This is a genomic window from Burkholderia sp. MSMB1835, assembly GCF_001526365.1.
Lineage (GTDB): Bacteria > Pseudomonadota > Gammaproteobacteria > Burkholderiales > Burkholderiaceae > Burkholderia.
The window spans coordinates 417,570-432,652 of the sequence record NZ_LOYP01000054.1 but is presented as its reverse complement, the minus strand read 5'-3'; the positions used below and the strand labels follow the sequence as shown (position 1 = coordinate 432,652).

Annotated in this window: 15 protein-coding genes; 4 read left to right on the top strand and 11 right to left on the bottom strand. The window is 69.2% G+C overall.

What is annotated here, in order from left to right; all coding sequences use genetic code 11:
* Nucleotides 1-64: 64 nt before the first annotated feature.
* The 4 genes from WS96_RS28010 to waaA all read left to right on the top strand — a co-directional run bounded on the left by WS96_RS28010 (nucleotide 65) and on the right by waaA (nucleotide 4,921).
* On the top strand, nucleotides 65-1,459 hold the full coding sequence (locus WS96_RS28010; protein ID WP_059499854.1) for a phosphomannomutase/phosphoglucomutase: 1,395 nt from the start codon (nucleotides 65-67) through the stop codon (nucleotides 1,457-1,459).
* Nucleotides 1,460-1,630: 171 nt separating this feature from the next.
* Nucleotides 1,631-2,626 carry a lipopolysaccharide heptosyltransferase I gene (waaC, locus tag WS96_RS28005; RefSeq protein ID WP_027783735.1) on the top strand — a complete coding sequence of 332 codons (996 nt, stop codon included), beginning with the start codon at nucleotides 1,631-1,633 and terminating at the stop codon, nucleotides 2,624-2,626.
* A 23-nt stretch (nucleotides 2,627-2,649) separates the two neighbouring features.
* Entirely contained in the window at nucleotides 2,650-3,534 is an 885-nt protein-coding gene (locus WS96_RS28000) for a Kdo hydroxylase family protein (RefSeq protein WP_034206601.1), read from the top strand.
* Nucleotides 3,535-3,571: 37 nt separating this feature from the next.
* Complete coding sequence (waaA, locus tag WS96_RS27995; protein ID WP_059836931.1) at nucleotides 3,572-4,921, top strand: lipid IV(A) 3-deoxy-D-manno-octulosonic acid transferase; 1,350 nt, start codon at nucleotides 3,572-3,574, stop codon at nucleotides 4,919-4,921.
* Between the two features lie 68 nt (nucleotides 4,922-4,989).
* Here the strand turns inward: waaA and ureG are convergent, their stop codons facing one another.
* The 11 genes from ureG to urtB all read right to left on the bottom strand — a co-directional run bounded on the left by ureG (nucleotide 4,990) and on the right by urtB (nucleotide 14,973).
* Nucleotides 4,990-5,637, bottom strand: coding sequence for an urease accessory protein UreG (gene ureG, locus WS96_RS27990; RefSeq protein WP_034206603.1), 648 nt, complete (start codon nucleotides 5,635-5,637; stop codon nucleotides 4,990-4,992).
* Nucleotides 5,638-5,653: 16 nt separating this feature from the next.
* Nucleotides 5,654-6,334, bottom strand: a complete 681-nt coding sequence (locus WS96_RS27985; protein ID WP_059836929.1) for an urease accessory protein UreF — start codon at nucleotides 6,332-6,334, stop codon at nucleotides 5,654-5,656.
* A complete protein-coding gene (ureE, locus tag WS96_RS27980; RefSeq protein WP_059836927.1) occupies nucleotides 6,321-6,965 on the bottom strand; it encodes an urease accessory protein UreE in 645 nt (214 codons plus the stop codon). The genes WS96_RS27985 and ureE overlap by 14 nt, the downstream gene beginning before the upstream one ends.
* A gap of 18 nt (nucleotides 6,966-6,983) precedes the next feature.
* Nucleotides 6,984-8,690 carry an urease subunit alpha gene (gene ureC, locus WS96_RS27975; RefSeq protein WP_059836924.1) on the bottom strand — a complete coding sequence of 569 codons (1,707 nt, stop codon included), beginning with the start codon at nucleotides 8,688-8,690 and terminating at the stop codon, nucleotides 6,984-6,986.
* A gap of 29 nt (nucleotides 8,691-8,719) precedes the next feature.
* A complete protein-coding gene (locus tag WS96_RS27970; RefSeq protein ID WP_034206607.1) occupies nucleotides 8,720-9,025 on the bottom strand; it encodes an urease subunit beta in 306 nt (101 codons plus the stop codon).
* Between the two features lie 8 nt (nucleotides 9,026-9,033).
* Entirely contained in the window at nucleotides 9,034-9,336 is a 303-nt protein-coding gene (gene ureA / locus WS96_RS27965; protein ID WP_006406310.1) for an urease subunit gamma, read from the bottom strand.
* Nucleotides 9,337-9,571: 235 nt separating this feature from the next.
* A complete protein-coding gene (locus WS96_RS27960) occupies nucleotides 9,572-10,447 on the bottom strand; it encodes an urease accessory protein UreD (protein ID WP_059836923.1) in 876 nt (291 codons plus the stop codon).
* 166 nt (nucleotides 10,448-10,613) lie between these two features.
* Nucleotides 10,614-11,306: an urea ABC transporter ATP-binding subunit UrtE gene (gene urtE, locus WS96_RS27955; RefSeq protein WP_059836921.1), complete on the bottom strand. Its 693-nt coding sequence runs from the start codon at nucleotides 11,304-11,306 to the stop codon at nucleotides 10,614-10,616.
* 4 nt (nucleotides 11,307-11,310) lie between these two features.
* Nucleotides 11,311-12,168 carry an urea ABC transporter ATP-binding protein UrtD gene (urtD, locus tag WS96_RS27950; protein ID WP_034206610.1) on the bottom strand — a complete coding sequence of 286 codons (858 nt, stop codon included), beginning with the start codon at nucleotides 12,166-12,168 and terminating at the stop codon, nucleotides 11,311-11,313.
* Nucleotides 12,165-13,352 (bottom strand): urea ABC transporter permease subunit UrtC, encoded by a 1,188-nt coding sequence (urtC, locus tag WS96_RS27945; protein WP_059836919.1) that lies wholly within the window; start codon nucleotides 13,350-13,352, stop codon nucleotides 12,165-12,167. Before urtC ends, urtD begins: the two co-directional genes overlap by 4 nt.
* Before the next feature lies 1 nt (nucleotide 13,353).
* Nucleotides 13,354-14,973, bottom strand: a complete 1,620-nt coding sequence (gene urtB, locus WS96_RS27940; RefSeq protein ID WP_059836917.1) for an urea ABC transporter permease subunit UrtB — start codon at nucleotides 14,971-14,973, stop codon at nucleotides 13,354-13,356.
* Between the last annotated feature and the right edge of the window lie 110 nt (nucleotides 14,974-15,083).

Genomic DNA, 15,083 nt, shown 5'->3' with positions numbered 1-15,083 from the left:
CCCGCGAGCGGCGGCCGCGCAAGCCAGACAATTTTCCATGCACGCAACCGAGAGAAGAGAATCGATGATCTCCCAATCCATCTTCAAGGCATATGACATTCGTGGCGTGGTCGGCAAGACACTCGACGTCGACACCGCGCGCGGCATCGGTCGGGCATTCGGCAGCGAAGTGCGTGCGCAGGGCGGCGATGCGGTCGTCGTCGCGCGCGACGGCCGCCTGTCCGGGCCGGAGCTGGTCGGCGCGCTGGCCGACGGCCTGCGTGCGGCCGGGGTCGACGTCGTGGACGTCGGCATGGTGCCGACGCCGGTCGGTTATTTCGCGGCGAACGTGCCGCTGGCGCTGAAGGGCGGCGAGCGCCGCGTCGATTCGTGCATCGTCGTCACGGGCAGTCACAACCCGCCCGACTACAACGGCTTCAAGATGGTGCTGCGCGGCGCCGCGATTTACGGCGAGCAGATCCAGGCGCTGTACCGCCGCATCGTCGACGAGCGGTTCGAGACGGGCAGCGGCACGTATGAAGCGATCGACGTCGCGGATCAATACATCGCACGCATCGTCGGCGACGTGAAGCTCGCCCGGCCGCTGAAGCTCGTGGTCGATGCCGGCAACGGTGTCGCGGGCCCGCTCGCGACGCGCCTGTTCAAGGCGCTCGGCTGCGAACTCGTCGAGCGCTTCACCGACATCGACGGCACGTTCCCGAACCACCACCCCGATCCGGCCCACCCGGAAAACCTGCAGGACGTGATCCAGGCGCTGAAGGACACCGATGCGGAGCTCGGCTTCGCGTTCGACGGCGACGGCGACCGCCTGGGCGTCGTCACGAAGGACGGTCAGATCATCTATCCGGACCGCCAGTTGATGCTGTTCGCGGAAGAGGTGCTGTCGCGCAATCCGGGCGCGCAGATCATCTACGACGTGAAGTGCACGCGCCACCTCGCGCAGTGGGTGAAGTCGAAGGGCGGCGAGCCGCTGATGTGGAAGACGGGCCACTCGCTCGTGAAGGCGAAGCTGCGCGAGACCGGTGCGCCGCTCGCCGGCGAAATGAGCGGCCACGTGTTCTTCAAGGATCGCTGGTACGGCTTCGACGACGGCCTGTACACCGGTGCACGGCTGCTCGAGATCCTCGCGAAGACGGCCGATCCGAGCGCGCTGCTCAACAGCCTGCCGGACGCGATGAGCACGCCCGAACTGCAGCTCTGGCTCGACGAAGGCGAGAATTTCCGCCTGATCGACAAGCTGCAGAAAGAGGCGAAGTTCGACGGCGCCGAGGAAGTCGTGACGATCGACGGCCTGCGCGTCGAGTACCCGGACGGCTTCGGCCTCGCGCGTTCGTCGAACACGACGCCGGTCGTCGTGATGCGTTTCGAGGCCGAGACGCAGGAAGGGCTCAAGCGCATCCAGGAAGACTTCCGCCGCGTGCTGACGGCCGCGAAGCCGGACGTCAAGCTGCCGTTCTGAGCGCCGGCGGCCGGCGGGCCGCCCGTACGACGGCCGTTCGTCGGCCGTGCTCGTCCCGAAAAGCGGCGCGCGCCCCCGGCGCGCGGCCGCTTTTTGTCTATCCGGCCCTTCGGCCGGGATAAAATCCCCCCTTTATGTCCGTCGCCGGCTGCCAGCCGGCGTTTTTTCAGCGTGCAAAAGATCCTGATCGTGCGCGTGTCGTCGCTGGGCGACGTCGTGCACAACATGCCGGTGATCGCCGATATCCGGCGCCGTCACCCCGATGCGCAGATCGACTGGCTCGTCGAGGAAAGCTTCGTCGACCTCGTGCGGCTCGTCGACGGCGTGCGCAACGTGCTGCCGTTCTCGCTGCGCCGCTGGCGCAAGAAGCCGTTCTCGGGCGCGACGTGGCGCGAGATTCGCGCCTTCCGCCGGCGCCTCGCGGCCGAGCAGTACGACCTCGTGATCGACTGCCAGGGCCTCATCAAGACGGCGTGGGTCGCGAGCTGGGCGCGCGGCCCGCTCGTCGGGCTCGGCAACCGCACCGACGGCGCCGGCTACGAATGGCCGGTGCGTTTCTTCTACCGCAAGCGCGTGCCGATCGCGCCGCGCACGCACGTGGTCGAGCGCTCGCGCCAGCTCGTCGCGGCCGCGCTGGACGACCCGGCGCCGACCCCGGCCGATCCGGTCGAATTCGGCCTCGACACGCGCGCGGCGGCGCTCGCGGTAGCCGCGCTCGGCCTGAACCTGCCGGTGCCGTACGTCGTGTTCGTCCATGCGACGTCGCGCGCCGACAAGCAGTGGCCGGACGCCGCATGGATCGAGCTCGGCCAGGCGCTCGTGCGGCGCGGTGCGTCGCTCGTGCTGCCGTGGGGCAACGACGCGGAGCGCGCGACCAGCGAGCGGCTCGCGAAGGAATTCGGCGCGGCGGCGATCGTGCCGCCGAAGCTGTCGCTGCCGGCCGTGGTCGGGCTGATCGACGGTGCGGCCGCGACGGTCGGGGTTGATACAGGTCTGGTTCACATCGCGGCCGCGCTGAAGCGTCCGACGATCGAACTGTACAATTTCGCGACGGCCTGGCGGACCGGCGGCTACTGGTCGCCGAACGTCGTCAATCTCGGCACGGCGGGGCAGCCCCCGTCGATCGCGCAGGTGAAGTCGGCGCTCGCGGGCTTCGGTCTCCTGTAACGCTGTCCACACGCGAACCGATCATGAGCGAATCCCAGATCATCGAAGTCCCGTCCGCCGACTGGAGCGGACACAACCTGTCGGCGCCGCGCGAGCAGTTGCTGGCCGCGGTCGAGGAAGGCAAGGTGCTGTATTTCCCGCACCTGCGCTTCGCGATCGAAGGCGGCGAGGAAGCGCTGCTCGATCCGGCGCTCGCCGATCCGAAACGCAAGAACATCAGCCTCGCGCCGAACGGCGGCGCGCTCGCCGGCGTGCTCGGCGACAGCGTCACGCAATCGGCCGTGCGCGCGCTCGTCGCGCGCTTCCAGCAGCAGGCCGGCACGCTCGTCGACGGCCTCTTTCCCGAATACCGCGGCAAGCTGCGCGTCGCGCCGACGAGCCTGCGGCTGATGCAGGTCGAGACGCGCCAGACGTCGTGGCGCAAGGACGACAGCCGGCTGCACGTCGACGCGTTCCCGTCGCGGCCGAACTACGGCGAGCGCATCCTGCGCGTGTTCACGAACGTGAATCCGGCCGGCGTGCCGCGCGTGTGGCGGGTCGGCGAGCCGTTCGAGGACGTCGCGAAGCGTTTCCTGCCGACGATCCGGCCGCAGCTCCCGGGCTCGGCGTGGCTGCTGAACCTGCTGCACGTGACGAAATCGCCGCGCAGCGCGTACGACCATCTGATGCTGAACCTGCACGACGGGATGAAGGCCGATCTCGACTATCAGAAGACTTGCCCGCAGCAAACGATGCCGTTTCCGCCGGGCAGCGTGTGGATATGTTTCTCGGATCAGACTTCGCACGCTGTGATGTCCGGCCAGTTCATGCTCGAGCAGACCTTCTTCCTGCCGGTCGATGCGATGGTCCGCCGCGAGTGCGCGCCGCTCGGCATTCTCGAACGCCTGACGGGCAGGGCGCTGGTTTGAGCGCGCACCTGCTTCGACGCCACACCCGGGCGGCCGCATGCTGAGGGCGATCTATCGCGCGCTGTGGTGGCTCGTCGCGCCGGCCGCGGTCATCCGGCTCTACGTGCGCTCGCGCAAGGAGCGCGGCTATCGCGAGCATATCGGCGAGCGCTTCGGCCACGTCGCGGGCCGCTCGCGCGACGACCGCGCGCCGCTGATCTGGGTGCATGCGGTGTCGGTCGGCGAGACGCGCGCGGCGCAGCCGTTGATCGATGCGCTGCTGCGTGCGCGTCCCGATGCACGCATCCTGCTCACGCACATGACGCCGAGCGGCCGCGCGACCGGCGAACAGATCTTCGGCGATCGCGTGCTGCGCTGCTACCTGCCGTACGACATGCCGGGCGCGGTGCGGCGCTTCCTGCACGCATGGCGGCCGACGCTCGGCCTCGTGATGGAAACCGAGGTGTGGCCGACGCTGATCGACGAGTGCCGCCGCGCGGACGTGCCGCTCGTGCTGACCAATGCGCGGATGTCCGCGCGTTCGTTCCGGCGCGCGGCGAAGTTCGGCGCGGCGACGCGCGACGTGTTCGGCGGCTTCTCGCGCGTGCTCGCGCAGAGCCCGGCCGATGCGGAGCGGCTGACGTCGCTCGGCGCACGCAACGTGGCCGTGCTCGGCAACCTGAAGTTCGACATGACGACGCCGCCGGAACTCGCGGCGCGCGGCCATGCGTGGCGCGACGCGATCGGTGCGCGGCCGGTGTGGGTCGCCGCCAGCACGCGCGAGAACGAAGAGGCGCTGGTGCTGCAGGCGTTCGCGGAAATGCGCACGCCCGGCGCGCTGCTGGTGCTCGTGCCGCGTCATCCGCAGCGCTTCGCCGAAGTCGAGGCGCTCGTCGCGCGCAGCGGGCTCAAATGCGTGCGGCGCTCGGTCTGGGCCGCCGATGCGGCCGCGCTCGCGGCGGGCCGTCCGGCCGCCGACCCGCTGCCGGACGACGTGACGGTGCTGCTCGGCGATTCGATGGGCGAGCTCGGCGCGTATTACGCGGCGGCCGACATCGCGTTCATCGGCGGCAGCCTGCTGCCGCTCGGCGGGCAGAACCTGATCGAAGCGTGCGCGGTCGGCGTGCCGGTGCTGATCGGGCCGCACGTGTTCAACTTCACGCAGGCGACCGCCGATGCGGTCGCGGCAGGTGCGGCGATGCAGGTCGAGGATCCGCTCGATCTCGCACACGTGCTCGACGCGCTGTTCGCCGACAAGGCGCGGCGCATCGCGATGGGCGCGGCCGGTGCGGCCTTCGCGTCGCGTCACCGCGGCGCGACCGCGCGCACGGTCGACGTGCTCGCCGCGCTGCTGCCGCCGCCCGAAGCCGGCGCGCGTGCGCTGCCGGACGCCGCCGACGACGCATAGACGGCGGGACGGGCGGCGCGATGCCGCCCGGACACGCGCGGCGGCGTCGCCGCGCGCCGCCACGCGGCTCACACCGTCAGCAAACCCTTCTTCTCGATGAACGCGATCACGTCCGCGACGCCGTCGAGCGCCTTCAGGTTCGTCATCACGTAGGGCCGCTCGCCGCGCATCTTCTTCGTGTCGGACGCCATCACGTCGAGGTTCGCACCGACCAGCGGCGCGAGGTCGGTCTTGTTGATCACGAGCAGGTCGGACTTCGTGATGCCGGGGCCGCCCTTGCGCGGAATCTTCTCGCCGCCGGCGACGTCGATCACGTAGATCGTCAGGTCCGACAGCTCGGGGCTGAAGGTCGCCGCGAGATTGTCGCCGCCCGACTCGATGAACACGATGTCGGCATCGGGAAAGCGCGCGAGCATCCGGTCGACGGCTTCGAGGTTGATCGACGCATCTTCCCGGATCGCCGTGTGCGGGCAGCCGCCCGTCTCGACACCCATGATGCGTTCCTCGGGCAGCGCGCCCGCGACCGTCAGCAGCCGCTGGTCTTCCTTCGTGTAGATGTCGTTCGTGATCGCGACGAGGTCGTAGCGCTCGCGCATCGCCTTGCACAGCATTTCGAGCAGCGTGGTCTTGCCGGAGCCGACGGGGCCGCCGATGCCGACGCGCAGCGGCGGCAGTTTCTTCGTGCGGCGAGCGGAGGAGGGAGCAGGTGCGTTCATGGTCGGGCGATGAGGTTCAGGAGCGGAACAACCGCGAATACTGGGTTTCGTGCCGCGCGGACAGGATGCCGAGCTGCGGCGCGAACGTGTTGACGGCGTCGGGCGGCGTCGCGAGCGCGCGGCGCACGGCCGCGTCGATCGCGCCGCGCAGCGCGACGATGATGCGTTGCCCGGCGAGCTGGCCGAGCGGCACGGCCTTCAGCGCGGCGGACGTCTGGTTCTCGACCCAGCCGAACGCATACGCGGCGAGCGTCGCGTCGGCGCTGGCGTCGTGGGCGGCGGCCGCATACGCGAACGCGGTCGGCAGCGCGACCGGCGACAGCGATGCGAGCGTCGCGCGGCGTGCGGCGTCGCCCCATTCGAGCGACGCGCACAGCTGCGCGAGCGACCAGCCCATCTGTTCGGTTTCGCGGCGCAGTTCGGCCGATTCCCGGCTCGCGACGAACCAGGCGTTTTCTGCGGCGAGCGCGTGCGTGTCGTGCGTCTGCCAGCGCGCGAGCTGGTGCGCGAGGAACGGCAATTCGCCGTGCGCGAGCACGTCGGTCAGGCCGCTCGCGATCCAGTCGCGCGCGGAATCGGCATCGCGGATCAGGTTCGCGTCGAGCGCGGCTTCGAGCCCCTGCGAGTAACTGTACGCGCCGATCGGCAACGCGGGCGACGCGAGGTGCAGCAGCGCGACGAGTTCAGTGGTGGTCATGACCGTGGTGGCCGTGCGTGCAGCCGGGACCATGCTGATGATCGTGATCGTGATCGTGATCGTGATCGTGATCGTGATCGTGATCGTGATCGTGCGAATGCGAATGCGAATGCCCGTGGTGTTCGCCGAACACCTGCTGCGCGAGCGCGTAATCCTCGGCGAACGTCGCGTCGTGTCCGTGCTTGTGGCCGCCGCCGTACGCGCCGGCTTCCGGCTGGAACGGTGCATGCGTGGATTCGACCTGCGTGCCGAGCCGGCGCAGCATGTCCGCGAGCACCGGATCGGCCTCGAGCTTCAGGTAGCCTTCGCCGATCTCGACCGGCGTGTGGCGGTTGCCGAGATGGTACGCGGCGCGCATCAGCGTGAGCGGGTCGGCCGCGCGCACGAGCAGCACGGTTTCGGGCGCCGCGGCGATGCGCACGAGCGCGCCGTCGTCGGCGACGAGCACGTCGCCGTCGCGCAGCACGGTGCCGCGCGGCAGCAGGACCGCGACGTCCTCGCCGGTGTCGAGCGTCGCCGCGAGGCGGCTCTTGCAGCGGGCGTCATAGGCGAGCGTGAGCGTCGGCGCGCGTGCGACGAGCGACGCGGCGAGCTTCACGTTCGGGGCAATGCGTTTGTCGAGGGTGCGCATGAAACCAAGGATTCCGAATCAGAACAGGAAGTAGCGCTGCGCCATCGGCAGCACCGTTGCCGGTTCGCAGGTGAGCAACTGACCGTCGGCGATCACGTCGTAGGTTTCCGGATCGACGCTGATCGACGGGCGCCATGCGTTGTGGATCATGTCGGCCTTCGTCACGGTGCGGCAGTTGCGCACCGGCACGATCCGTTTCGCGAGACCATAGCGCTGCGCGATGCCCGCATCGGCTGCCATCTGCGACACGAACGTCAGAGACGTGCGCGCGAGCGCGCCGCCGCGCGTCGCGAACATCTCGCGATAGTGGACCGGCTGCGGCGTCGGGATCGACGCGTTCGGGTCGCCCATCTGCGCGACGGCGATCATCCCGCCCTTCAGGATCATCGACGGCTTGATCCCGAAGAACGCCGGTTCCCACAGCACGAGGTCGGCCCACTTGCCGGGCTCGATCGAGCCGACTTCGTGCGCGATGCCGTGCGTGAGCGCCGGGTTGATCGTGTATTTCGCGACGTAGCGCTTCGCGCGGAAGTTGTCGTTGCGCGCGCCGTCTTCCGGCAGCGCGCCGCGCTGCACCTTCATCTTGTGCGCGGTCTGCCACGTGCGGATGATCACCTCGCCGACGCGGCCCATCGCCTGCGAGTCGGACGACAGCATCGACAGCGCGCCGAGATCGTGCAGGATGTCCTCGGCCGCGATCGTCTCGCGGCGAATCCGCGATTCGGCGAACGCGAGATCCTCGGCGATCGACGGATCGAGGTGATGGCACACCATCAGCATGTCGAGATGCTCGTCGAGCGTGTTGATCGTGTACGGGCGCGTCGGATTGGTCGACGACGGCAGCACGTTCGCCTCGCCGCACACCTTCAGGATGTCGGGCGCATGGCCGCCGCCCGCGCCTTCGGTGTGATACGTGTGGATCGTGCGGCCCTTGAACGCCGCGACCGTCGATTCGACGAAGCCGGCTTCGTTCAGCGTGTCGGTATGGATCGCGACCTGCGTGTCGGTATCGTCGGCAACCGACAGGCAGTTGTCGATCGCGGCGGGCGTCGTGCCCCAGTCCTCGTGCAGCTTCAGGCCGATCGCACCGGCCGCGATCTGCTCGACGAGCGGCTGCGGCAGGCTCGCATTGCCCTTGCCGAGAAAGCCGAGATTGATCGGCCAGCCGTCGGCGGCCTGCAGCATCCGTTCCATGTGCCACGGGCCCGGCGTGCAGGTCGTCGCGTTGGTGCCGGTGGCCGGCCCCGTGCCGCCGCCGAGCATCGTCGTGACGCCCGATGCGAGTGCCTCGTCGATCTGCTGCGGGCTGATGAAGTGGATGTGCGTGTCGATGCCGCCCGCGGTGACGATCAGCCCTTCGCCGGCGATCACTTCGGTGGCCGCGCCGATCGCGATCGTCACGCCCGGTTGAATGTCGGGGTTGCCGGCCTTGCCGATCGCGGCGATGCGGCCGTGCTTGATCGCGATGTCGGCCTTCACGATACCCCAGTGATCGAGGATCACCGCGTTCGTGACGACCGTGTCGGGCACGTCGGCGGCCACGCGCTGCGACTGGCCCATTCCGTCGCGGATCACTTTCCCGCCGCCGAATTTCACTTCCTCGCCGTAGGTCGTGAAATCGCGCTCGATCTCGATCAGCAGTTCGGTATCGGCGAGCCGGACGCGGTCGCCCGTCGTCGGCCCGAACATTTCCGCGTACGCGCGGCGGCTCAAGCGTAGTGTCATGTTGCTGTTCCTGAAGAGCGGGGCGCGGCTTACAGCGGCCCCATCACCTTGCCCTGAAAACCGTAGACGGCGCGCTCGCCCGCAAGGGCGACGAGCTCGACGGTGCGCGTCTGGCCCGGTTCGAAGCGCACGGCCGTGCCGGCCGCGATGTTGAGCCGGAAGCCGCGCGCGGCCGCGCGGTCGAACGACAAAGCGTCGTTGACCTCGAAGAAGTGATAGTGCGAGCCGACCTGCACCGGGCGATCGCCGGTGTTCGCGACGACGAGCGTCAGTGTTTCGCGGCCCGCGTTCAGTTCGTGCTCGCCGTCGTCGGTGAGGATTTCGCCGGGGATCATGCGTTGCCTCACGGAATCGGGTGGTGGACGGTCACGAGCTTCGTGCCGTCGGGGAAGGTCGCTTCGACCTGGATGTCGGGAATCATTTCCGGCACGCCGTCCATCACGTCGTCGCGCGTGAGCAGCGTCGTGCCGTAGTGCATCACCTCGGCGACCGTCTTGCCGTCGCGCGCGGCTTCCATCAGCGCGGCGGTGATGAACGCGACCGCCTCCGGATAGTTGAGCTTCAGGCCGCGCGCGCGGCGGCGTTCGGCAAGCAGCGCCGCCGTGAAGATCAGCAGCTTGTCCTTTTCGCGGGGAGTCAGTTTCATGAAGGCAAACGTTCAGTAAAACGTAATTTTTGTCGGTGCACCCGTGACCGGACGGACGCACGAGGCATCGTAGCACCGCGCTGTTCGGTGCGCGCCGTGTATCGGTTATGTAAGCAGCAAGGCGCGTGCCATGTGCATCGAATGCAGCGCGATGCGCGTTCGTGGTGCGCGATGCATGAGTAACGTGCGGCGCTCGACGTGGAATGCGCCGAAACGGTGCGTGGCGCGAGCGCGCTCAGGTTTGCCAGAGACGCAGCGGCCGCGCGTCGACGCCGTGCACGATCGGCCGCAACTGCAGCCAGCAATCGGCGAAGTGGCGCTGCAGCGCTTCCATCGACGTCGCGAGCGCACGCACGAGCACGACGCCCGGCGTCACGCAGGTGGCGCCCGCACGTAGCGTGTCGTCGAACGGCATGCGCGCGGCAAGCGATTCGGCGAGCGCGGCGTCGCACGCGGCACCCGCGGCCCACAGCGTGCCGTAGACGGGAAAGCCGGCGAGGCCCTGCAGCGCGCCGCGCAGCGGGTCGCGCGCGTCGAGCAGCGCGCGCTCGGTCCACAGCGGCCGGCCGTCGGCATCGACGAGCGCCGAGGTCGACGCGAGGCGTCCCGCCGACCAGGTTTCGCCGGCCGCCTGCCGGCCGAGCTGCGTCGCGTCCCAGCCGATCGCGCTCGCGCCGGCGCCGAGCGTCACCGTGAAGTCGAGCGACGCGTGCGCGGCGTCGAAGAACAGGTTGTTCTGCGGCAGCCAGTCGAGCTTCGCGTTCTCGCCGACGGTCACGCCGATGCGCTGCGTCGCATCGAGCCCGTTCGACTTGTACCACTTGGTCGCGCCGGGCGTCGTCAGCACCGCGTGCGTGCCGTTGCCGAGCGCGACGTCGATGTCGAGCCGGTCGCCGCCCGCGACGCCACCCGGCGGGTGAACGATCACCGCGTGGCAGATCGCGTCGCCTTCCGGATACAGCGGCCGCTGCACGCGCAGCGGGCCATCGTGCAGCCGGTGAACGAGCGTCGTGCGCGCGCCGTGCCGCTCGAAGCCGAGCTCGAGGCGGCCGCGCCACGACTTGGCGACGGCAGGGCGGGACAGCGGGGCTTGCGAATCGGGGGCGGACATCGGCGGCGAACGGGAAACGAAGGAAACGGGCGTGAAGAACGTGGATGCTACCGGAACAATAATGCAGATGCCGCGTTCGTCGAAAGCACCGCGTGCGCACGCTTCGCGAGCCGGCCGCCCGTGTTTCCTGCGTCGTCATGCGCGGTGCCTACCGCCGTGCCGCGCATCACACCGCGATCAGCTCGCGCACGCCGTTCGTCTCCATGTCGCGCGCATCGCCCCCCGCGACGATCTCGCCGCGGCTCATCACCCAGTAGCGATCGGCGATCGATCGCGCGAAATCGTAATACTGTTCGACGAGCAGCACGGTCATCTTCGATTCGTCGACGAGCTGGCGCAGCGTGCGACCGATGTCCTGGATGATCGACGGCTGGATGCCTTCGGTCGGCTCGTCGAGGATCAGCAACTGCGGCTCGCTCATCAGCGCGCGGCCGATCGCGAGCTGTTGCTGCTGGCCGCCCGACAGGTCGCCGCCGCGCCGTGCGCGCATGTCTTTGAGCACCGGGAACAGGTCGTAGATGCGATCGGGCACCTTCGAGGGCGCCTTGCGGCTCGCCGCGCCGACGAGCAGGTTCTCCTCGACGGTGAGCCGCGGAAAGATGTCGCGGCCCTGCGGCACATACGCGAGCCCGGCCGCGACGCGCGCATACGGCGGCAGTGCGGCGAGCGCGGTGCCGCGCCACGACACGCTGCCGCTCTTCGCGGCGACGACGCCCATCAGGCAGCGCAGCAGCGTGCTCTTGCCGACGCCGTTGCGGCCGAGCAGCACGGTGAGCTTGCCGTCGTCGGCGGCGAGGTTCACGTTGCGCAGGATATGGCTGCCGCCGTAGTACTGGTTCAGCGCTTCGATTTTCAGCATCGCATCATCGTCCGAGGTAAGACTCGATCACCGCGTCGTCTCGCTTGACCTGGTCGAGCGTGCCGTGCGCGAGCACCGCGCCTTCGGCCATCACCGTCACGCGCCCCGTGTCGCCCGCGAGCGCCGCGACGAATTCCATGTCGTGCTCGACGACCATCATCGAGCAGGTGCCGCGCAGCGTGTTCAGCAGCTCGGCGAGCTCCATCGTCTCGTGGTCGGTCATCCCCGCCGCCGGCTCGTCGAGCAGCAGCAGCGCGGGGCGCTGCATCAGCAGCATGCCGATTTCGAGCCGTTGCTTCTGTCCGTGCGACAGTTCGCCGGCCGCGCGATACGCGTGGCTTTCGAGGCCGATCAGCGCGAGCGTCTCCTCGATCTTCGCCTGCGCGGTGCGGTCGAGCCGCGCGCGCAGCGACGCGAGCCAGCCCTTGTCGGTCTGCATCGCGAGTTCGAGGTTTTCCCACACCGGGTGCTGTTCGAACACGGTCGGCTTCTGAAACTTGCGGCCGATGCCCGCACGCGCGATCTCGGGCTCGTTCATCCGCGCGAGGTCGATCGTCTGGCCGAGAAACACCTTGCCCGCATCGGGCCGCGTCTTGCCGGTGATCACGTCCATCATCGTCGTCTTGCCCGCGCCGTTCGGGCCGATCACGCAGCGCAGCTCGCCCGCGTCGATCGCGAGCGACAGCTTCTTCAGCGCGCGAAAGCCGTCGAAGCTCACCTCGATATCCTCGAGATACAGGATCGTGCCGTGCGACGTGTCGATGCCGGGCGGCACGACGCGCCCCATCGACGCGCTGCCGCTGACGGCGAGCAGTTCGTCCTCGGGCGGCGGCGTGAACTGGTAGAGCGCCGTTCCGTTCATGCGCGTTTCCCCTTTGCGAGCACGGTTTCGACGAGGCCCATGATGCCGCGCGGCAGCAACAGCGGCACGAGCACGAAGATCAGGCCGAGGAAGAACAGCCAGTATTCGGCGAAGTATGCGGTGAAGAAACTCTTCGCGCCGTTCACCGCGAACGCGCCGACGATTGGCCCGATTAGCGTGCCGCGCCCGCCCACCGCGACCCAGATCGCCATTTCGATCGAATTGCCCGGCGACATCTCGCCGGGGTTGATGATGCCGACCTGCGGCACGTACAGCGCGCCGGCGATGCCGCACAGCACGGCCGACACGGTCCACACGAACAGCTTGTACGCGAGCGGACTGTAGCCGAGGAACATCAGCCGCGTCTCGCCGTCGCGCACGGCGGTCACCACGCGTCCGAGCTTGCTCGTGACGATCGCGCGCGCGGCGATGAACGCCAGCACGAGCGTCGCGAACGTCAGCAGCAACAGCACCGTGCGCGTACCCGGCGACGTGATCGCGAAGCCGGCGATGCGCTTGAAATCGGTGAAGCCGTTGTTGCCGCCGAAGCCCGTCTCGTTGCGATAGAACAGCAGCATCGCGGCGAACGTCATGGCCTGCGTGATGATCGACAGGTACACGCCTTTCACGCGCGAGCGGAACGTGAAGAAGCCGAACACCCACGCGAGCACGGCCGGCACGAGCACGACGAGCGCGAGCGCCCACGCGAGATGCTGCGTGCCGCTCCAGTACCACGGCAGCTGGTGCCAGTCGAGAAACACCATGAAGTCGGGCAGGTCGCTGCCGTACTTGCCGTCGCGGCCGATCTCGCGCATCAGGTACATGCCGATCGCATAGCCGCCGAGCGCGAAGAACAACCCGTGGCCGAGGCTCAGGATTCCGCAGTAGCCCCACACGAGATCGAGCGCGAGCGCGGCGATCGCGTAGCACATCAGCTTGCCGGCGAGCGTCATCGTGTACGCGGAAAGATGCAGCGCGCTGGTTTCCGGCACGACGAGCGCGGCGAGCGGCACGCCGATGCCGATCGCCACGCACAGCGCGACGAGCGCGAGCCAGGCGCGGCGCGACAGCAGCGCCGGGCGGGGCGGCAGACCGAGCGCGAAGCCGTCCGCCGCGCGCGCGCCGGCGGCGGGCTTCGACGTATCGGTGACCGGGTTCGGCATCGAATCGGTGAATGAAGTCACGTCAAGCCTCCGCGCTGCGGCCCTTCGGGGCGAACATGCCCTGCGGGCGTTTCTGGATGAACAGCACGATCATCGCGAGCACCGCGATCTTCGCGAGCACGGCGCCCCAGAACGGTTCGATCGCCTTGCTCGCGAGACCGAGCCCGAAGCCGCCGAGCACGGTGCCGGCGATCTGCCCGACGCCGCCGAGCACGACGGCCATGAACGAATCGATGATGTAGTTCTGGCCGAGATCGGGGCCCACGTTGCCGATCTGCGACAGCGCGCAGCCGCCGAGGCCCGCGATGCCCGCGCCGAATGCGAACGCATACGCGTCGACGCGTGCGGTCTTCACGCCGACGCAGGCGGCCATCCGGCGGTTCTGCGTGACCGCGCGCACGAACAGCCCGAGCCGCGTCTTCGTCAGCACGGCCCACGCAACGAACACCACCGCGAGCGCGAACGCGAGGATCGCGAGCCGGTTGTACGGCAGGATCAGGTTCTGCATCACCGTCACGCCGCCGCTCATCCACGACGGGTTCACGACCTGCACGTTCTGCGCGCCGAACAGCATGCGCGTCGCCTGGATCAGGATCAGGCTCACGCCGAAGGTCGCGAGCAGCGTTTCGAGCGGGCGGCCGTACAGGTGCCGCAGCACGAGCCGCTCGAGCACGATGCCGACGAGCGCGGCCGCCGCGAACGACACGGGCACGGCGACGAGCGGATACCAGTCGAATGCGCCGGGCGCGTAGCGCTGGATCAGCGTCTGCACGACATAGGTTGCGTACGCACCGATCATCAGGAATTCGCCGTGCGCCATGTTGATCACGCCGATCAGCCCGTACGTGATCGCGAGACCGAGCGCGGCGAGCAGCAGCACGCTGCCGAGCGACAGGCCGGCGAACAGCGTGCCGGCGATTTCGCCGCGGCGCTGCAGCGCGTGAAGCGCGTCGAGTCCCTGCTGCGCCGCGGCGCGGACCTGCGCATCGGGTTCGGCGTAGCTGCCGTCGGCGTTCTTCGCGACCAGCGGGCGCAGTTGTTCGATCATGTCGAGATCGCTGCGTGCGGCTACCACCTGCACGGCTTCGAGACGCCTGGCCGGATCGGCGTCGTGCAACGCGGCGATCGCCCACAGCGCGTCGAGACGACGTTTCAATGCCGGATCGGTTTCCTTGGCACGGGCGCGGTCGATCATCGGCTTGAGCGCCGGGTCGGGCGACTTCAGCAGCGCGTCGATCGCGTCGCGGCGCGCGGCGACGTCGGGCGACGCGAGCGCGAGGCCCGACAGCGCGCCGGCGATCTTCGTGCGCAGCAGGTTGTTCAGCATCACCGGCTGCGCGTCGCCGGCCGGCGTCGCGGCCTGCGTGAGCGCGTCGTGCGCGGTGTCGCCGGCCTGGATCAGCAGGCGGCCGTCGCCGGTCGCGAGCGCATCGCCGCTCGACAGCGCGTTGAGCACCGCAACGGCACGCGGATCGGTGTCGGCGGCGAGCCGTTCGATCGCGGCCGTCTTCGCGTCGAAGTCGTCGCCGGCGAGCGCGGCGGTATCGGCCGCCGTCAGCGCGAACGCGGCGTGCGGCAGCATGCCCGCGAGGGCGGCGCATGCCGCGATCGCGCGGGCGGCTCGGCGAAAGCGTGTAGGCATCGGGAAGTCCTGTCGGGCGTGGGGAAGTGGAGCGGCGCCGGCGCGAGCGGTGCGTCACGGCAAGCGCGGCCGGCGCATCGGCAGCGGGCGACCGAGCGGCACGTCGCGCA